At 69.5% G+C, this 18597-nt stretch carries 14 protein-coding genes; 5 read left to right on the plus strand and 9 right to left on the minus strand.

The genetic code is table 11. The features are described 5' to 3' along the window. Nucleotides 1–109: 109 nt before the first annotated feature. Entirely contained in the window at nucleotides 110–1363 is a 1254-nt protein-coding gene (locus ACTWPT_RS47420) for an MFS transporter (protein ID WP_443184125.1), read from the minus strand. Between the two features lie 104 nt (nucleotides 1364–1467). Beyond that, nucleotides 1468–3201 (minus strand): ABC transporter ATP-binding protein, encoded by a 1734-nt coding sequence (locus tag ACTWPT_RS47425; protein ID WP_443184126.1) that lies wholly within the window; start codon nucleotides 3199–3201, stop codon nucleotides 1468–1470. Between the two features lie 68 nt (nucleotides 3202–3269). On the opposite strand from ACTWPT_RS47425, the gene ACTWPT_RS47430 reads away from it, so the two are divergent. Beyond that, nucleotides 3270–3695, plus strand: a complete 426-nt coding sequence (locus tag ACTWPT_RS47430; RefSeq protein WP_443184127.1) for a MarR family winged helix-turn-helix transcriptional regulator — start codon at nucleotides 3270–3272, stop codon at nucleotides 3693–3695. 20 nt (nucleotides 3696–3715) lie between these two features. Here the strand turns inward: ACTWPT_RS47430 and ACTWPT_RS47435 are convergent, their stop codons facing one another. After that, entirely contained in the window at nucleotides 3716–4672 is a 957-nt protein-coding gene (locus tag ACTWPT_RS47435; protein WP_443184128.1) for an amidohydrolase family protein, read from the minus strand. A 153-nt stretch (nucleotides 4673–4825) separates the two neighbouring features. Beyond that, nucleotides 4826–5983 carry a PucR family transcriptional regulator gene (locus ACTWPT_RS47440; protein WP_443184129.1) on the minus strand — a complete coding sequence of 386 codons (1158 nt, stop codon included), beginning with the start codon at nucleotides 5981–5983 and terminating at the stop codon, nucleotides 4826–4828. 106 nt (nucleotides 5984–6089) lie between these two features. On the opposite strand from ACTWPT_RS47440, the gene ACTWPT_RS47445 reads away from it, so the two are divergent. Together ACTWPT_RS47445 and ACTWPT_RS47450 are read left to right on the plus strand one after the other, a co-directional pair. Continuing rightward, on the plus strand, nucleotides 6090–8186 hold the full coding sequence (locus tag ACTWPT_RS47445) for a M6 family metalloprotease domain-containing protein (RefSeq protein ID WP_443184130.1): 2097 nt from the start codon (nucleotides 6090–6092) through the stop codon (nucleotides 8184–8186). Nucleotides 8187–8326: 140 nt separating this feature from the next. Beyond that, nucleotides 8327–10816 (plus strand): ATP-binding protein, encoded by a 2490-nt coding sequence (locus ACTWPT_RS47450; RefSeq protein WP_443184131.1) that lies wholly within the window; start codon nucleotides 8327–8329, stop codon nucleotides 10814–10816. An 18-nt stretch (nucleotides 10817–10834) separates the two neighbouring features. Here the strand turns inward: ACTWPT_RS47450 and ACTWPT_RS47455 are convergent, their stop codons facing one another. Further along, nucleotides 10835–11707 carry a hypothetical protein gene (locus tag ACTWPT_RS47455; protein ID WP_443184132.1) on the minus strand — a complete coding sequence of 291 codons (873 nt, stop codon included), beginning with the start codon at nucleotides 11705–11707 and terminating at the stop codon, nucleotides 10835–10837. Between the two features lie 73 nt (nucleotides 11708–11780). Here ACTWPT_RS47455 and ACTWPT_RS47460 point away from each other — a divergent pair, with 73 nt between their 5' ends. Beyond that, nucleotides 11781–12575, plus strand: a complete 795-nt coding sequence (locus tag ACTWPT_RS47460) for a tyrosine-protein phosphatase (protein WP_443184133.1) — start codon at nucleotides 11781–11783, stop codon at nucleotides 12573–12575. 12 nt (nucleotides 12576–12587) lie between these two features. Here the strand turns inward: ACTWPT_RS47460 and ACTWPT_RS47465 are convergent, their stop codons facing one another. Both ACTWPT_RS47465 and ACTWPT_RS47470 read right to left on the minus strand, forming a co-directional pair. Beyond that, on the minus strand, nucleotides 12588–13628 hold the full coding sequence (locus tag ACTWPT_RS47465) for a Gfo/Idh/MocA family protein (protein ID WP_443184134.1): 1041 nt from the start codon (nucleotides 13626–13628) through the stop codon (nucleotides 12588–12590). Between the two features lie 155 nt (nucleotides 13629–13783). Continuing rightward, complete coding sequence (locus ACTWPT_RS47470) at nucleotides 13784–14692, minus strand: proteasome assembly chaperone family protein (RefSeq protein ID WP_443184135.1); 909 nt, start codon at nucleotides 14690–14692, stop codon at nucleotides 13784–13786. Between the two features lie 123 nt (nucleotides 14693–14815). Here ACTWPT_RS47470 and ACTWPT_RS47475 point away from each other — a divergent pair, with 123 nt between their 5' ends. After that, nucleotides 14816–15184 (plus strand): ankyrin repeat domain-containing protein, encoded by a 369-nt coding sequence (locus ACTWPT_RS47475; protein WP_443184136.1) that lies wholly within the window; start codon nucleotides 14816–14818, stop codon nucleotides 15182–15184. Nucleotides 15185–15215: 31 nt separating this feature from the next. Here ACTWPT_RS47475 and ACTWPT_RS47480 read toward each other — a convergent pair whose 3' ends face one another. Further along, a complete protein-coding gene (locus ACTWPT_RS47480; RefSeq protein WP_443184137.1) occupies nucleotides 15216–16232 on the minus strand; it encodes a terpene synthase family protein in 1017 nt (338 codons plus the stop codon). Between the two features lie 116 nt (nucleotides 16233–16348). Continuing rightward, entirely contained in the window at nucleotides 16349–18478 is a 2130-nt protein-coding gene (locus ACTWPT_RS47485) for an ATP-binding protein (RefSeq protein WP_443184138.1), read from the minus strand. Nucleotides 18479–18597 lie beyond the last annotated feature (119 nt).

The raw sequence follows: 18597 nt of genomic DNA on the forward strand, positions 1-18597 counted from the left end.
CGGCCCGGAATCCTAGGACTTGGCGTGCCTTAGTGCGTCGGCCAACTCTTCCTTGCCCTGCGCTCCTGGAACGCCTTGCGTTCGAACCAGCCGAGCCGTACGTGGGCGGTCAGGCCTGCTCGAGGCGGGGTCGGAGCCGGGCGGCCTGCCTGACCGTCCGGCCGGAGAGCCTGGCCAGCGCCACGGCCGCGAGCAGCGACGCAGCCACGCACGCCACGCCGCCGATCTCCAGTGCGAGCCGCGGCCCGAGCGTGTCGCTGAGCCAGCCCAGCAGCGGCCCGCCGAGCGCGCCCGATCCGGCGCTGACGATGGACAGCGCGGCGATGACCCGTCCCCGCATCGCCTCGGGGCTGTCGAGCTGCGCGCGGGCCGAGACGGTGGTGTCGACGGCCACCGCGCCCGCCGCGATCGGCAACATCAACGCCGCGAACGACCACAACTCCGGCATCAGCCCGCTCAGCGCCTGCGCCACTCCGATCGCGAACGCTGTGATCAGCAGCAGCCGGATCGTCAAGTGCGGCCTCGCGGCGACGAGAAAGCCGCCGAGCACCGTGCCGACGGCGAAGACCGTGGACAGCAGGCCGTACCCGCCGGCACCCGACTCCAGGGGGCCGGCGCTCATGGCAGCCATGGTGACCTGGTAGTTGCGGCCGACGCTGCCCGAGACGAACCACAGAGCCAGCACGACGAGCAGCCACGGGGTGCGCACGACGTACCGCAGCCCTTCGAGCACGGCGCCCGGCTGCCGCTCGGCGGCGGCCAGCCGGTGGAAATCCGCGCGCCGCATGGCTGCCACCGCCGCGATCACCACGAAGAAGCTGGCCGCGTTGATGACGAACAGGCCCGCGTTCCCCGTGAACGGCAGCAGCACGCCGGCCAGGCTCATGCCCAGGATGCGGCCGGCCGAGCTCAGGAGGGATCCGAGCGCCATCGCGTTCGACAGGTCGGCAGGGGGCACGACCTGGGCGCCGAACCGGCCGAGCGCCGGTCCGCCCAGTGCGGTCACCACGCCGCCGGCCAGCGCCACTCCGTAGATCGGCGCCACGGAGTCGACGCCCGTCAGGACGATGGTCGCGAGCACGGCCGCCAGCGCCGCCTGCGCGAGCTGCGCGGCGATCACGACGGGACGGCTCGGCAACCGGTCCGCCAGCGCCCCGCCCCACATGCCCAGCAGCAACGTCGGCAGCGCCTGCATGACGAGGCTGAGCCCGACGCTGGCCGCCGAGCCCGTCATCTCGAGGATGAGCCAGTTGAGACCGAGCACCTGCATCCAGGTGCCGGTCACGGAGATGATGTCCGCTCCCGCCCAAAGCCGGTAATTGTGATGACGCAGGGCTCTGAAAGTGGAGGAAGTCAGAGACAAAACATGTCCTTGCCTTGGAGATTCGCCGGGGGATCCAACACGCTCTTCCGGCGAAGCGATTCCGGTCTGGCCGGAATGTGAGGCAACACACGTTTAATATTGCATCAAACCAGTTCTGCGGGATGGTCCCTGCTCACGAGCGCCGCGTAGCGGCCTCCACGGGCCATCAGCTCCTCGTGAGTCCCCCGCTCGACGAGCCTCCCGCGGTCGAGCACGACGATCTGGTCCGCGTCTCGCACGGTGGACAGACGGTGCGCGATCGTGATCGTGGTACGGCCCCGCGCCAGCGCGTCGAGCGCCTCCTGCACGGCGCGCTCCGTCTGCGTGTCCAGCGCGCTGGTGGCTTCGTCGAGTATCAGCACCGGCGGGTCGCGCAGCAGCGTGCGGGCGATGGCCAGGCGTTGCTTCTCGCCGCCGGAGAACCGGTAGCCGCGCTCGCCCACCACCGTGTCGTATCCGTCGGGCAGCGCGGCGATGTGGTCGTGGATGCGCGCGGCCCGCGCCGCCGCCTCCAGCTCCTCGTCCGTGGCCTCCGGGCGGGCGAAACGCAGGTTGTCCGCGATCGAGGCGTGGAACAGGTACGTCTCCTGCGAGACCACGCCGACCGCAGCGCTCAGCGTCTCGAACGTCAGCTCTCGCACATCCTCCCCGTCGATCGTCACCCGCCCGCCTGTGACGTCGTAGAGGCGGGGCGGCAGGTAGCTGAGCGTGGTCTTGCCCGCGCCCGTCTCGCCCACGACGGCCAGGCTCGTGCCCGCGGGAACGACGAGGTCCACGCCGGCGAGCGTGGGGGTCTCGCCGTAGGAGAAGTCGACCTTCTCGAAGCGCACCTCGCCACGTACGCGCTCGAGCGTACGGGTGCCGGGGCGGATGTCCACCGGCAGGTCCAGGTACTCGAAGATGCGGCCGAACAGCGCCAGCGAGGTCTGCACCTCGACGCCGAGCCGCAGCAGCGACACCGCCGGCCGGAACAGGCTCGTCTGCAACGTCGTGAACGCCACCAGCGTGCCGACCGAGATCGTGCCGGTGTGCCCAACGGCCCAGTAGATCATCGCGGGCATCGCGGCCATGACGATCTGGATGGACGACTGCCGCCAGCGCCCCGCCATGCTCATGCGCACCCCGAGGTCGGCCAGCTCGTCGGAGGCCCGGCCGAAGCGCTCGGTCAGCCCGGCGGCCTGGCCCATCGTCCGGCCCAGCAGGATGCCGCTGATCGACAGCGACTCCTGCACCATCGAGGCGATCTTCGCCAGCTTGCGCTGCCGCTCGGCGGTGATGCGCTTGCGTTCCGTGCCCACCCTGCGGCTGATCCATACGAACACCGGCAGCAGCAGGAGAGAGATCACGGTCAGCCGCCAGTCGAGCGCGAGCATGGCGGCGATCGTGGCGATCACGGTGGTGAGGTTCGAGACGAGAGAGGAGGCGGTCGAGGTGACCACCTGCTGCATGCCGCCGATGTCGTTGGCGATGCGCGACTGCACCTCGCCGGTTTTGGTTCGGGTGAAGAAGGCCAGTGACATGCGCTGCAAGTGCGTGTACACAGCGATGCGCAGATCGTGCATGACCCGCTGGCCGACCGTGGTGGAGATCAGCGTCTGCAGTACGTCGAAGACGCTGGTCGTGACCGCAACCGCGATCATGCCGAGCGCGAGCAGCCCCAGCAGCCCGGCGTCCCTGGACGGGATCGCCACGTCCAGCACCTCGCGCAGCAGGAACGGCTGGGCGAGCGACACGAGCGAGGCGAGCAGGATGAGCGAGCCCACCAAGGCCAGACGGCCACGGTAGGCACGGAACAGCTTGATGATGCGCCGCAGCGGCGCCCGTGGTTCCTCCGCCAAGTGGTGCTCCTCTCAGATGGCCACTCAAACAGAGGTTAACTCATATTTGTTCCGGCTAAGCTTAAGGCATGGCGGAGAAGGAGCTCGCGGAGCTCTTGCACCTGGTCAGCCGACGGCTGAGGCATGGGTACGTGCGGCGGCTGGTCCCGCTCGGACTCAGCCCGAGCCAGGCACGGGCCTTGCGGGTGCTCGATGACGCCGACCCCGAGCGGCCGCTGCGGATGGTTCAACTGGCCGAGGAGCTGCGGATCGTGCCGCGCTCGCTCACGCCCGTCGTGGACGCGCTGGAGGGGGCGGGGCTGGCGCGCAGGCAGGTCGATCCCGGCAACCGCCGCTCGACGCTGGTCGTCATCACCCCTGAGGGGCGCGCCGCGGCCGGGCTGGCGCGCGACGCGCGCAGGCAGGCCGGCGAGGAATTGTTCGCGGTGTTGTCGGAGGAGCAGCGCGAGGAGCTAGGGGAGCTGCTGAGCGTGGTGGACGGCCAGTTCAGGTGACTACGACGGGGGCGCTGCCTTCAGCGCTCCACGCCGCCGACGACCGTCCCGATGCAGGGCGGCCCCGCCAGGAGCGCGGCGTACGGGTAGCGGCCCCGCGCGTCGAAGACCGCGAAATCGGCGCGGGCGCCTGGGCCCAGCGACCCGATGCGACCCGGCCCGCGATCCATGCCCAGTGCCCTGGCCCCGCCCAGCGTGGCCGCCTCGACCAGCTTGCGATCCAGCCCGCGGGGCCGCAGCCCGAGCTCACGCGCGTGCCGCCTGATGGTCGCCGCCGGCCCGAGCGGCCCGGCCGCACGCGCCTCGCGGCCGGAGCCGAAGGCGAGGGAATTACCCTCGTCCAGCAGGGCGAGCACGTCGGTCACGTGCGGGGTCCCCGAGGGGCACAGGGCTATGACGGTCTCGCGCAGCCGGAGCAGCTTGCGCTCGCCGGGATCGAGCGGCCGCGTGCAGGTGACGTGGCACAGCGGCCCCAGCACTCCGGCCTCGTCCAGTTCGGCGGGCGAGTGCCGGTCCAGGTCGGCCAGCAGCCGCAGGCCGAACGTCCTGGCCAGCACGGCCACGTCCTCCAGCACCTGCGGGTTCCTGGTGCGTGCCGCGATCCCTACCGCGCACGGCCGGTCGATCTCCCGGATGGCCGTGATGACGGCGTCGCGCTCGCGTTCCTCCCAGTCTTCCTCGCTGTCGGCGTTCACCTCGATGTAGGTGATGCCGGGGACCCCCGTGAGTTCGGCCAGGTCGCACACCACACTCGCCCGCGCGGTCACCCCAAGTGCCGCCGACGGCACGACCGAGCAGGCGTCGACCGGCCCCGCCACGATCATTCCGGGCCACCGGCGCTCCTCGCTGACGGGAAAACACGAGAGCAGCTCGGCCCGCGTGCCCACCTGGAGCACGCGATCGCCCCTGATCACCACGGCGCCGTCGCGGATGGGATCATCGCAGACGGGCAGAACCAGCGGCGCGGAGTGGAGCACGACCGGCGCGGGGCGAGCTCCGGAGCGCCGCCCTGGGGTCGGCCGGGCAGTCCGTCTTGCCGTCGGTCCAGCACGCGTCACACCAGAGGGCATCAGCACTCCCGTCGGATTTTCCCTTCAGGGCATTAAACGTGAGCGACGCCAGGGAATCAATCAGGTCGAACCAGGCAAATCCCGAGGTAAGTAGCGTCCGGAAAGCCGGGCCAGCTTCAGGCTCAGGTGCAGGGCGAGCCGCTCGCCGCCGTCCTTCAGGTCCGTACGGGCAAGTTCCTCCACCCGCTGCAACCGGTAGTACAACGACGTGCGGTGCAGTCGCAGCGCCCGGGACGTGGCGACCGCACTCCCCGCCAGGTCCAGGTACGTCTCCAACGTCTCCAGCAGCGGCAGGTACTGCGCGTCCGCGAGCAGATCCTCCAGCCCCGGATGCAACTCCTGATCCGGCAGGTGGGTGAGCAGGCGGTACACGCCCAGCCGCGCCCACTCCGCGGTTCCCCCGAGCCCCGGCACGCGGGCGGCCACCTCGGCCGCGTGCCTGGCCTCCTGGTACGACCCCACCGCGGCCGACAGCGCCGGCTTGGCCCGCCCCACCCCGACGACCACCGGGACCGGCATGGCCGCGTGCAGCTCCTCCGGCGAGACCGGCGGCCCGGCGGTGAGCAGCACGGCGTGGTCGTAGCGGACCAGGTGCAGCGGATGGTGCCCGCTGAGCCGCCGCCGCAGCGCCAGCAACCCCTGCTCCAGCGCCAGCCGGAGGGAGTCGGACGGCTCGGCCGCCAGCGGCCTGGCCACCTGCACGGTCACCGCCTCCGCCTGTGGGAACGCGCCTGCCTCGATCAGCTGCCTGGCCGCGTCCGGCTCGCCGAGCAGGACTCCGGTGACCGCCTCCAGCTCCCGGTGTGAGGCGAGCCCGCTGGCCAGGCTCTCGTGGAACAACGCCAGCGCCAGGCCTGGGGCGGCGGACGCGGCCTCGGCGACCTGCGCGTCCGACATGGCCGGCTCCGCGTCGATGAACCAGAGGAAGCCGAGCAGCCCGTCGGCGTGCCGCACCGGTACGCACACGCGCGGCAGCAGTCCCAGGCGCGGCGCGCCCAGCGTACGGATAGGGCCGGGTGCCTCGTGCACGCCGGCCGCGCGTAACCACTGGCGTACCTCGGGGGTGGTGTGCCTGCGCAGGATCGAGTCGCGGCGGATGTCGTCCATGGCGCCGTTCTGCTCGCTGTAGGCCACGACGCGTTGCACACGATCCTCGAGCAACAGGGGGCGGCCGAGACGGGCGGCAAGCTCGTCAACGGTCCGCTGAAGATCCGCCACAGCCACCCCTTTACATGCACTTTTCAACATTTGTAGGACAGCCCGCTACAGGTCTTCCCTACAACTGTTCGGTGATCTCCGTCAACAACGTCTATACCGTCGATCCGTGAACGTCCCGAAGAAGCTGCTGAAGGGTTTACTCGCGGCCATCGTGCTGATCCCGCTGAGCCTCGTGGCGACCCCCGCTTCCGCAGCACCCCCTACCGATCCAGAGCACCCCTGGCGGCGCGACCACTGGCCGCAAACGCAGCCCTGGCAGAGCGACACACCCCTCGACGCCCAGACGCTGCGCAGCCGCCCGGCAGGCGGCATCCAGCCCATCGACCCACAGAACTGGGAAAATCCCGACAACATGACGTGGGCGGACTACAAGAAGCCGCCCGGCACCAACTGGAACGACCCCGCGGTGAAGGGGTCGAAGCGCACCTTCAAGGGCGCTCTCATCCTGCTCGACTACCCCAACCAGCAGTTCGTCGTCACCCAGCCCAAGGGCTCGACGATCTACGCCAACCCGAGCGCCGAGGCCCACGACATCCCGCGTGACCAGGTCGCGAAGTTCTATCAGGACTTCCTCAACACCCCGAACGACCTCAACAAGGGCCACACCATCCACGAGTACTGGATGGAGGACTCCGGCGGCCGCTTCGGCGTGGAGCTCACGGGGTTCGGCCCGTACACGATGCCGGGCAAGGACCACGAGTACGCCATGGAGTACCAGCGGGACGCCTGCCCGGCGGGCGACACCTGCACCAGGAACCTGCGTACCGACGGCAACGCCGCCTGGCTGGCCGCCGTCGGCCCGGACGTGGCCGCGCAGTTCGACTTCGTCTTCTACCTGAGCGCCGGCCAGGACGAGTCGTCCACGTGGCAGGAGTTCGGGATGATGAAGTTCCCGACGAAGGAGTCCGTGACCGACGAGTGGGGCCCGCCCGACCCCAACCTGACCAACTGGTCCAGGACCCGCTACGTCGAGTGGACCTCCTGGCAGGCCGGCTCCAACTTCTGGCCCAACGCCCGCTTCGGCGTGGACTCGGTCCAGGCCGAGAGCTCCGGCATGGCGGTCTACGCCCACGAGCTGAGCCACATCATGGGCATCGCCGACAACTACAACAACCCGTACGCCCAGCCGCCCAAACGGGCGTTCACCGGCATCTGGGAGATGCTCAGCCGCGGGAGCTTCAACGGACCCGGCGGCCCGCACTCGCGCTGGCTGATCCCGCCCACCGGGGGCGCGTCCATGGGTGCCCAGCACATGCTGCGCAACAAGATCGTGCTGGGGATGGTCGACGAGCAGAACGTCCTGCGCCTGTCCCGCGAGGCATTGGACGAGTCCGGCCTGGTCACCGCCAAGGTCCTGGCCCGAGCCGTGCAGCCGGGCCAGGACGAGCTCGCCGGGATCAACGTCTCCTTCGACACCGGCGACAAGAGCTCGTGCAACACGGCCGATCCGCTGTGTGACGGCGGCGGCTACGAGAACTACACGGTCGAGGTCGTGGACCGCATGGGCACCGACTCCTTCACCCCCGACGCCGGCGTGCTCCTGGCCAAGACCAAGAACCAGGACCGGGCCCCGTTCGAGTGGGTGATCGACGCCAACCCGCAGGACATCGGCATGACCGACTACGTGCTGCCCGATGGCACCAAGGTGCCGATCACGATCGGCGACTACCGGCAGCTGTCCGACGCCCTCTTCCACGCGGGCACCGACTCGGGCAGCGAGTACGAATTCGTCGACGAGGCCAACCGCCTGCACTTCTACGTCACCGACGTGAAGCGGAACCGCGAGGGCGAGCTGTCCTACACGGTCGCCGTGCGCTCGCTCGACGGCGCAGGCCCGCAGCAGCGCGGGGTCAAACTGCTCCCCGCGGCCGGCGTCCCGGCAGGCAAGAACATCTCCTCCTGCAAGTTCCCGCTGTTCAACACCGGCAAGGCGGCCCTGGCGCAGGGTCAGCACCCGGAGGACGTCAGCGCCTACCTCAACTCCGACATCTACCGGCTCAAGGCCGAGGTCCAGGGCAAGGGGTGGACCACCCAGGTCCCGAACGCCCTCGCCTCCGTCGCGTTCGGCAAGCAGGCGCTCGTGACCGTGAACGCGGTCCGCGAGTCCGGCGGCGACCGGCTGGCCAGGGTCAAGCTCACCGCCACCTCGGAGAGCGACCCGACCAAGACCATGACCGCCACCTGCCATGTGATCGGCCTGTAGCGGAAAGCCTTGGGGTACGGCTGGCGCGGGCCGTACCCCATTCGGTTGAATCTCCCCCGTAGAGGGGGTGTTCATTGACCGGGGACCTGCCCGACAAGACAGACAATCTTCCAGAAAAGCCGCAGGGACGCCGAAGAAAGGTGCCGTGGGCCGCGTCCGTCTCCGCGGGCCTGGCGGCGGCAGCGGCGAGCGTCCTGGCGGCGTCGGTCGAGTGGGAGATCCCGCCGCTCGCCAAGGTCGGCGTGACCCTGGCGGCGGCCGTCCTCGTCGGACTCACCACGTGGGCCACCACCGAGTCGCGGCCCAAACGCCGGGAGATCAGCGGCGGCGTCGGCGGCGGTGTCGCGCCCGACCAATGGCCGCCCGTCCCCGAGCACTTCACCGGCCGCGCCGAAGCCCTGGCCGAGCTGCGTGACGTCTTCGCCGCCCGCCGTAAGGCCACGGGCTTCGCGCCGCCTCTCGTCGTCTCCGTGTACGGGCGCGGCGGCGTCGGCAAGTCGGCGCTCATGACCAGGTTCGGGCAGGAGGTCGCGGACTGGTTCCCCGACGGCCGGCTCTACGCCGACCTGCGCGGCGGCGTCGACTCCCCGGTACGCCCCGACGAGGTCCTCATCGGCTTCCTGCGCGCGCTGGGCGTGCGCCTGACCACCGACCCCGGCGGCCTGGACGAGTTACGCAAACTCTGGCTGACCTGGACCAAGGGCCGCAGGATCCTCATCGGCCTGGACAACGCCCACGACGCCGACCAGGTCAAACCGCTGATCCCGGCAGAGCCGGGGTGCGCGGTGCTGGTGACATCGCGCGCGCCGCTGTTCCTGAACGGCACGCACGACACGCGGCTCGGCGTGTTCAGCGAGGCACATGGCGTGGAGCTGCTGGCCAGGCTCAGCGGCGGCGCCAGGATCGTCGACGACCTCGAGTCCGCCAAGGAGATCGTCCGCCTGTGCGACTACCTGCCGCTGGCGATCAACATCTGCGGCGGGCGGCTCGCCACGCGGGAACAGTGGACGTTGCGCGAGATGGCCGGCCGGCTGGCCGACACGCGCCGCATCCTCGACCAGCTGGAGCTGGCCCCGACCGTCGACAAAAGCGTGCGCGCGTCGGTGCAGCTCAGCTACGACGACTGCACCGGCGTGCAGCGCCGCCTGCTGCGCCTGCTCAGCGCGCTGCCCGCCCCTGACGTGCCGGGCTGGGTGGCCGGCGAGCTGCTCGACATCTCCGGCCTCGACGGCGCCGACCAGCTGGAGGCGCTCATCGACGCCCAGCTCGCGGAGTGCTCGGGCACCGACCAGACCGGTGCCATGCGTTACCGGCTGCACGATCTGGTCCGGGTGTTCGCCGCGGAGCTGACCGAGCAGGACGAGGGCGGGCGGCGCAGGGCCGCGATCGAGCGGGTGCTCTACGGTTACCGCCGCCGCGCCGAGGAGGCCGCGCAGAACCGTTGGCCGCAGGACTGGAGCCGGGGCGGCCGCCGCGCCAGCGCCGACGGGCAGCTGCGGGCCGGCGACTGGCTCAACGCCGAGCGCCTCTCACTGCTCGCCATGATCAACCTGGCCAGGCAGCTGGAGCTGTGGGAGCTGACGTGGGGCCTGGCCCGGGCGTTCTGCTCGCTGTGCCACTCGCTGCGTGCCTACTGGGCCGACTGGAAGGCGGTCGCGGAGATCGGCTGCGAGGCCGCGGATCGGGCCGGGGACCGGCGTTCCCTGGCCATCGCCCTGCTCGACAGCGCTTCCGTGCACGGCGGCCTCGGCCTGCGCGAGCGGGCTTTGGAGGAGGCCGAGCAGGCGTTGGAGATCTTCACCGAGGTGGGTGAGTCGTGGTGGGCGGCCAGGTGCATGCGCGGAATCGGGATGACGTTGTACAGCGACGGCCACCTGGACCGGGCACAGGACTACCTGATCGGGGCGATCACCGCGTTCAAGGGTGAGGAGGACCTGTGGTGGATGGCCCGCACCCAGCGCAACCTGGCCGAGATGCGGATGGCCGAGCGGCGGCCCGAGGAGGCCAGGGAGCTGCTGGAGGGCGCGCTGGATATCTTCAAGCGCGACGGCAACCGTTATTCCGAGGCCCAGACGCTGCGGGTCTACGGTGAGGTGCTGGCCGCGCAGGCGCGGGGCGAGCTGGCGGCGGGCGACCACCGGGCCGCGACCCACCTGTTCACCCGGGCGGGGTTCAGCCTGGACCGGGCGGCCGAGATGTTCCGGCAGCGCGGTGAGCTGTGGGAAGAGGCCCGCTGCCTGCGGGCGGCCGGCGAGGTCGGCGACCCGGCCAACGGGCTGCGCGAGCTGGAGTACGTCCGGCGGGCCGAGGAGATCCTCGTGGCCCTGGGCGACTCGTGGGGGGTGGCCCGCAACGCCGTGTCGGCCGGCCGGGGGCTGGCCCGGCTGGGGCGGATCGAGGAGTCGGAGGCGGAGCTGCGCCGTGCCGTCCAGGCGTTCGAGGAGCTGGAGGACCGGTGGTGGATGGCGCGGAGCCTGCGTTACCTGGGCGAGGCGCACCTGGACGCGGGCGGGCGTCAGGCCGCCGTGGCGCCGCTGGAGCAGGCCAGGGAGATCTACCGCAGCCTCGGCAACGAGGCCGGCATGCGCCGTACCCTCGAGCTGCTCAGGCGCGCGGTGCCCCAGGTGTAGGCGCGCAGGGCGTAGCCGCTAGGTGAGCGGGGTCCTGAGCAGCTCTCCGGCCGCCAGCCTGGCCTGGGTGATGCTCTCCTCGAACATCTTGCGCGCATGCGCGGCCTGGTCGGCGAGCTCCCTGATGTGCTGGCGAGCCAGTTGGTCGTGCACGGTCTCGGCGATCAGCTGCTGGTACTCCGGGGTCTTGGCGGCCAGCGCCTCCAGCCGCTTGTGCGTGTGGTAGACCTTGTCGGCCTTGATCACCTGCTTGGCGTACTTCTCCAGGTGGCGCACCCGCTGCGACAACGACGTCCAGGCGGCGTCCAGCGCGCTCGTGTACGGCTTGAACGCGTCCTCCATGCCGGGCGGCAGCTCGCGGGGGATGAGCTTGCCGTGCTCGGCGTGCATGGACGACAACTTGCGGAGCCGCTGCGCGATCTGCCAGACCTCCTCCGGCAGCGTCACCTGGTTGTCGATGCTGTCGATCAGACCCGCCCGGTGCACCTTGGAGTTGAGTATCGCCTCGACCGCGTTCTGCGCGCGGCGCAGCAACATCTGGCAGGGATAGTCGAGGTCCTCGGCCATGATGTAGTGCTCGGCATGCGTCTGCGCCAGCCGGAGTCTTCGTTTGGTCGTGCGATGGGAGCTGTCCAACGCCATCCACCGGAGCAGCACGATCATGCCGATGCCGAGACTCGCCCCGAAAACGCCCTTCCAGTCGGTCACCAGGAAGATCATCAAGAGGAAGCCGGGGAGCACGAACAGCAGGGCGGGGTTGTACGTGGTGTCCATTCGCTTGCCGGTTCGAGCCATGCGGAGGATGTGCGGGCTCGACCGCAGCTCTACCGAGATCTCCGGGGGCAGCGAGGGATCGATCACCAGCCTTGGAGGCAGAGCTCGTGGATCCATACGTTCATGCTGCGTTATGAACCTCGAATCCGCTCATATTTGGTGGACATATAGGGTCGAGATAATGAGCGAGATGACAAGGTGGATTGATCTTGAAGGCGCGGTCAACGCGCGTGACCTGGGCGGGCTTCCCACACGTGACGGCGGCGTCACGCAGCGCGGGCGGATCTACCGCGCCGACAATCTCCAGGGGCTCACGCCCCGGGACGTGGGCCTGCTCGTCGGCGAGCTGAAACTGCGGCACGTCGTGGACCTCCGCTCCAACGCGGAGGTCTCGCTGGAGGGCCCGGGTCCGCTGACCCTGGTGCCGGAGGTGCGGCATCACCATTTGACGCTGTTCGCCGAGGGCGGCCGGCACACCGACGTCGAGGCCGATACCGCTCCTGGCACCATCGACGGTGACCGGGTGCTGCCGTGGGCGGAGCGGGTGCTGGACGAGGAGCTGCGGGTGACCGGCTTCTACTTCGGCTACCTGCGTGACCGCCCGTCCGCGGTGGTGGCGGCCCTGCGTACGATGGCGCTGGACGACGGGGCGGCGCTGGTGCACTGCGCGGCGGGCAAAGACCGCACGGGTGTGCTGTCGGCGCTGGCGCTCGAGGTGGCCGGCGCCACCAGGGAGGCCATCGTGGAGGACTACGTCGCCACGGGGGAGCGGCTGGAGCTGATTCTCAAGCGGCTGCGGGGCAGCGACACCTACCGCGGCGACCTGGACTCCAGGCCGGCCGACGACCACAGGCCCCGGGCGAAGTACATCGAGCAGTTCCTGGGCGTCCTGGACGACCGCTTCGGCGGCCCGATGGGCTGGCTTACCCAGCACGGCTGGACGACCACCGACAGCGAGGTTCTGCGCTCCCGCCTGCGGGACTGACCTTCGGCAGGTTCAGGGCAGCCGGACGACGACGCGCCGCTCGGCCGACATCCGCGCCGCCTCGATGACGGAGAGCGCCTCGACGACGCTCTCCGGATCCACGGGCGGCGCGGCACCGTCCCGCAAGGCCGCCACGACGCCGCGGTAGAAGTCCAGGTACGCCCCCGGCTCGGTACGCACGACCCGGTGCTCGTCGTCCGTGCCCAGCATCCCCCAGTGTGCCTCCTCGTCCTCCCCGAACCCGGTCGAGTCGGGCGCGACCCCCGCCCGCAACCGCTCCTCCTGCACATCCATCCCGTACTTCACGTACGCCGCCGCCGAGCCCAGCACCCGAAAGCGCGGCCCATGCTGCGCCGCCACGGAACTGACCCACAGATGCGAGCGCACTCCACCGGCATGCGTCAACGCGACGAACGTGTCGTCATCCGCGGCCACCCCGTCACGCCGGACGTCACTCTCGCAGTAGACCTCCCGCACCGGCCCGAACACCTGCAGGGCCTGATCGACGAGATGGCTCCCGAGGTCGTAGAGCAGCCCGCCGACCTCCTCCTGGCCACCGGACTCCCGCCATCCGCCTTTGGGCACCGGCCGCCACCGCTCGAACCGCGACTCGAACCGCCGCACCCCACCCAGCGCCCCCTCACCGATCATCCGCCGCACCGTGAGGAAGTCGCCGTCCCACCGCCGGTTCTGGAACACGGTGAGCATGACCCCACGCTCCTTGGCCAGCCGCACCAGCCCCCACCCTTCCTCGGCGGTCCTGGCGAGCGGCTTGTCCACGACGACAGGCAGTCCCCGCTCCATGGCCGCCGCGGCAAGGGAAACATGCGTCCTGTTGGGCGAAGCAACCACTACAAGATCACACCGCCCCCAAAGCTCCTCAACCTCCGCCAGCCCAAAGGCCCCGTATCGAGCACCGACTTCAGCCTGCCGCTCCACATTCCTGGTCACGACAGCAGCCAACGACAGCCCCGGCGTGGCATGGATCAAGGGCGCGTGAAAGTAGGCCCCCGCAACGCCATATCCGACAAGCCCCACCCGGATCTCACTCATCGGCCCAGGCTATCGAAACCACGTAGTCGGCCCAGAATGCGCTCCGTAACGGCGGCCCGCCGGTGAAGGGCTCAGAGGCCGTGTTCCTGGAGGGCCCTGAGCCGAAGTACGCCGAGCGGCGGCCCACGTGGCACCGCCGTAAAGGAAGAAAGGTTTTATGGGTTTTGGGGGTCGTCACGTTCTGCGAGGAAGCGCTCGAACTGGGCAGCGAGTTCATCCCCCGTCGGCATCGGGGTCGATTCGGCGATGAGGTTTTCGCGGTCGGTGCCCCCGGCGAAGGCGTCGTACTGCTGCTCGAGCCCCTTGATCGCCGTGGACAGCTCGGCGGAGGCCTGGATCTGCTCCTCGATCTCCACGTTCGTACGCTGTGCCGCGTCACGCAGCGCGTCCATCGGGAACACCAGCCCCGTCCCCCGCGTCACGGCCTCCAACGCGGCCACGGCGGCCGTCGGGTACTCGGCCTGGGACAGGTAGTGCGGCACGTGCACCGCGTACCCCAGCGCGTCGTGCCCCTCTGCCCCGAGCCGGAACTCGATCACCGCCGCCACGCTCCCCGGCACCTGGACACGCCCGAACGCGCTCGTTTGCGAATTTATTAGCTCGGGCCTGCTCGCGTGCATCGTGAGACCCAGCGGCCGGGTGTGCGGCACCGCCATCGGGATGCCGTGCATCGTCACCAGCTTGCTCACCCCCAGCCGCGCCACCAGCGTCCCCACGGCCTTGGCGAACAGCTCCCACTCCCTGTCGGGCTCGGGCCCGCTCATCACCAGGAACTGCGTCCCCGTCGAGTCCCTCATGACATGAACGGCCAGCTCCGGGCTCTCACACTCGACCCAGCGGTCGGTGTCGAAGGTCATGATGGGCCGGCGTGACCGGTAGTCGAGCAACCGGTCCACGTCGAACGTCGCCACGACCCGGTGCTCCAGCTCGGCCAGCAGGTGGCCCAGTGCGAGACGTCCGGCGCCGCCCGCGTCGACAAAGCCGTCGAAGTGGTACAGCAACACCGGATCATGCAGCTCGGGCGCGTCATCTGCGAGCTGGTATAGATCCTTCGGGTCGAACACGGTTGGACAGCCTTTCCGTAGGTACTTCACTCACAGAACCTATGGCGAGCCAGAACGATTCCGCGTCTATGGTGGGGCGGAACGATTCCGTGGGGGGCAACCCTACCGGGGCACAATGGGTGCATGGACGGGGACCCGGAGCTGGAGGAGTTCGCCACCAGGATGTTCGACCTGGCCAGGGTGGGCGACACCGAGACGCTGCGCGCGTACGTCGAGGCCGGCGTGCCGGTCAACCTGACCAACGGCAAAGGTGACACTTTGCTGATGCTGGCGGCTTACTACGGTCACGCGCCGACGGTGCGGATGCTCATCGAGCTGGGCGCCGAGGTCGACCGGCCCAACGACCGCGGCCAGACCCCCTTGGCCGGAGCGGTCTTCAAGAAGGAGCTCGAGGTGGTCAAAGCGCTGGTAGACGCGGGCGCCGACCCCCATGCGGGCGTGCCCTCGGCCGTGGACACCGCCCGCATGTTCGGGATAGAGGGCTTGTTCTAATCGAACGGGGCTTGTTCCAGTCGAACGGGGTCTAGTCGACTAACTCGCGCTGGAAGCCGGTGACCTGGCCTCGCAGCACCGGGTCGGCGAAGCGGCGCGTCTCCTTGGCCCAGTCGAGGTAGCCGCGCATCCAGTTCTCGAGCCCCATGACGCAGCGCAGGGTCCCGTGTCGCCGGTTGCGGTCGGTGCCGAGCTCGTCGAAGACGCGCAGGAGGTCTGCCTTGGCCCCCTCGAAGACGCCGATGCGCTCGGAGATCTTCTGGTTGACCATCTCGACGGCCTCCTGGAGGGGGCAGCTCAAGGCCTTCCAGTAGACGATGACGAGGTTGTGGAACTCGCCCTGCAGCAGCTCGCGCCGCAGGCCGATGAGGTCGTTGGTGCAGACGACCACGTGCCCGGCCTCGTGGACGAGAGTGCGGTACGCGGCCGATGCGCGGATCTCGTCCGGCACCTCGAACTGCTCGGCGAGCTCGATGAGGTCGAACGAGGGCGGGACGTAGGCGATGTTGAGCTTGTGCTCGACATAGCTGTCGGGGTCGGGGATCCGGCCCGTCGTGCGGTTGTCCACCTCCCACTGGGCGGTCTCGAAGCAGTCCTGGAGGTGGGTGGCGAAGCGGTGCCACCACTGCGCACCGGCGTGCAGACGCATGCGGTCGCGGATGTCGGCCAGCCCGTGCAATATCGGGCCTGCGGTGGTGTCGAGCGGCGCGCCGTCCAGGACCGCGCGGAACTTGTCGGCCATGCGCCGCGCCAGATCCGGGTCTGAGCCCACCTCGGCGAGCTCGAACTGGTCGTCGTAGACGTGGAACCAGCTGTTCAGATCGGCGGCCAGCGCGAGCACCGGCACCGAGGCCTCCGGGTAGAGCCTTGCGACGAGCCGGGAGTAGGACTCGCCTGCGAAGCGCGAGGTTGCGGTCTCGTCTTCGATGAGCTTCAACTTCCGAGCCCAGGCGATGGTGTGCTCGGCCACTACAGCCTCGAAGGGGTTGAGCTTGGCCGGGTACGGGATGAAAAGGTCAGGTAGGGATATAGGTGGGATTTCGGGCATGGGTGCGCAGCCTCCCCATGAGAAACAGTGGCAAATGCCCCCTCATCGGGACAAGATGTCGTTCTCGTGGGGCGTACCCGGAGCCGAATTTGCCCAATCGCTCACCTATTTACGGGCTATGGGCCGAAAGTATTGCGGTCTGGGCCCTGGAGATCGTCGAACTCTTCCTGTGCAAGAGTGACGGCTTCGTCCAGGTCTAGTTTTGTGCCCGCCTCGAATTCCAGTTTGTAGCCGTCCTCGCCGAGAGTCCTCTTGCACTCTTGGACGCACTTCTCGTGCTCGGCCGTGAGGAAAGGAGCGCCCAGCATGGGCAGGCCGGAGGAGCGCCAGTTCTGATGCAGCGCCCCGAGCAGCCGCGAGGCGCGCTCGATCTGGCCCTGAGTCGAGTAGATCTTGGCGACCGTCTCGAGCACCATGAGCGTGCCGACGGTGTCGTGGAAGTGACGCTTGATCCGCAACCCCTCCAGGGCGGTGCGCAACGCCTCGTCCGCCCTGCCCATCGCCAGCATCGGCAGCGACAGCGCCCAATGCGCGTACGAGCTCAGCCAGAGCTCGCCGCGCTCGCGGCAGACCTGGAGGCAGTCCTGCAGCAGCGACTCGGCCTCATTCAGCTCCCCTTGGGTGGTGAGGACGATGGACAGTTCGACAATGGCGGGGAGCAGCCCCGGGTTGAGCTCCTTGTTGTCGGGGTTGAACTCGATCGCCACGCCCAGCAGGGCGCTGGCCTTCTGGAGGTCGCCTTGCAGCATCGCGGCCGTGCCTTGCATCTTGGAGGCCAGGATCACGGCCCGGGAGTCCCCGACCCGGACGGCCTCGGTGCTGCACGTCTCGGCCGCCTCCCGCGCGCCAACGCTGTCGCCCTGGGCGCTGCGCACGTAGGAGAGCACCCACAGCGCCTTGCAGCGTTCCCTGCTGAGATCCGGGTTGGCCTCCAGCGCCCGCTCGAGGTAGAGGCGGCCCTCGCGGGCGAAGCCGCAGCACACCCACATGAACCACAACGACGACAGCAGGGTCAGCGCCAGGACCTCCTTGCCCGGCGTCTTGAGCGCATGCTCCAGGGCCACCCGCACGTTGTCGTGTTCCTGGCGCATGCGGACGAACCAGTAGATCTGCCGCGGCCCCGACCAGGCGTCCTCGCTGCGCTGGGCCAGGCTCAGGTAGTACTCCAGATGGCGCTGGCGCATCCGGTCCTTCTCCCCGAGCTTGTCCAGCCACTCGTCGCCGTAGTCCGCCAGGGTGTCGATCAACTTGTATCTGACCCCGGCGTGGTTGCTCCTGATCAGCAGGATCGACTTCTCCACCAGGCCGGTGACGAGGTCGGTGATCCGCCCGGACGGCAGTCGCGCGTCCGAGCACACGAAGCGCGCCGCGTCGAGCTCGAAGTCGTTGGCGAACACCGACAACCGCGCCCACAGCAGCCGCTCGGCCGGCTCGCACAGCTCGTGGCTCCAGCCGATGGCCGCACGCAGCGTCTGGTGCCGCGGCAGCGCCGTACGGCTGGCGCCGGCCAGCAGGCTGAACCGGTCGGCCAGCAGCCCCAGGATCTGCTCCACCGACAGCGCCCGCAGCCGCACCGCCGCCAGTTCGATCGCCAGCGGGATGCCGTCGAGCCGCCGGCACAGCTCGGCCACCGCGTTGATGTTGTCCTCGTCCAGGTGGAAGTCGGGCACGCTCGCCCCGGCCCTGGCCGCGAACAGCTGCACGGACTCGTTGACGAAATAGGTCTCGGCCGGGTCCTCTCCCGGAATCTGCAGCGGTGGCACGGGGAGCACGTGTTCGTAGGGCAGGTTGAGCGACTGCCGGCTGGTGGCCAGCACCTTGAGATTGGGCGCGGCCTCGAGCAGCTCCTGCACCAGCTCCGCGGCTCCCTGCACCACGCGGTCGCAGGTGTCGATGATGAGCAGCATGTCCCGCTCGCCCACCCACTCCGACAGCGTCTCGGACTCCGCGCGCGTGGACTGGTCGGCGATGCGCAGAGCCGAGGCGATGGTGTGCTTGACCATGCCCGTGTCCTGCAGCCGGGCGAGGTCGGCGAACCAGACGCCGTCGGGGTATTGGGCGCGCACCTGGTGGGCCAGCCGAAGCACCGTGCGCGACTTGCCGACACCTCCGATGCCCGTGACGGTCACCAGGCGTGATTCGCCGAGGTACCTTTTGAGGTTGGCAAGGAGACGCGTACGACCGATGAAGCTGGTGAGCTCCGCCGGCAGATTGCCTTCTCGCCGCCAGCCTGTAGGGGTGGCCATGGGGCAGCCTCACGAGGGGTAGGCGACACCTGCCCCCGCATCGTACCGCCGCGGCCGCGACATGTCCCTGGACCTGCGGACACACCGGGTGTTGGTTTGTCCATCTGGGTAGCATGTCA

Source organism: Nonomuraea sp. 3N208 (assembly GCF_052245935.1).
Classification (GTDB): Bacteria; Actinomycetota; Actinomycetes; order Streptosporangiales; family Streptosporangiaceae; genus Nonomuraea.

Excerpts from the sequence above, each read along its gene's own strand:
- ACTWPT_RS47430 (WP_443184127.1), top strand. The coding sequence starts at position 3,270 with ATGGCGGAGAAGGAGCTCGCGGAGCTCTTGCACCTGGTCAGCCGACGG.
- ACTWPT_RS47455 (WP_443184132.1), bottom strand. The coding sequence starts at position 11,707 with ATGGATCCACGAGCTCTGCCTCCAAGGCTGGTGATCGATCCCTCGCTG.
- ACTWPT_RS47460 (WP_443184133.1), top strand. The coding sequence starts at position 11,781 with ATGACAAGGTGGATTGATCTTGAAGGCGCGGTCAACGCGCGTGACCTG.
- ACTWPT_RS47465 (WP_443184134.1), bottom strand. The coding sequence starts at position 13,628 with ATGAGTGAGATCCGGGTGGGGCTTGTCGGATATGGCGTTGCGGGGGCC.
- ACTWPT_RS47475 (WP_443184136.1), top strand. The coding sequence starts at position 14,816 with ATGGACGGGGACCCGGAGCTGGAGGAGTTCGCCACCAGGATGTTCGAC.
- ACTWPT_RS47480 (WP_443184137.1), bottom strand. The coding sequence starts at position 16,232 with ATGCCCGAAATCCCACCTATATCCCTACCTGACCTTTTCATCCCGTAC.
- ACTWPT_RS47485 (WP_443184138.1), bottom strand. The coding sequence starts at position 18,478 with ATGGCCACCCCTACAGGCTGGCGGCGAGAAGGCAATCTGCCGGCGGAG.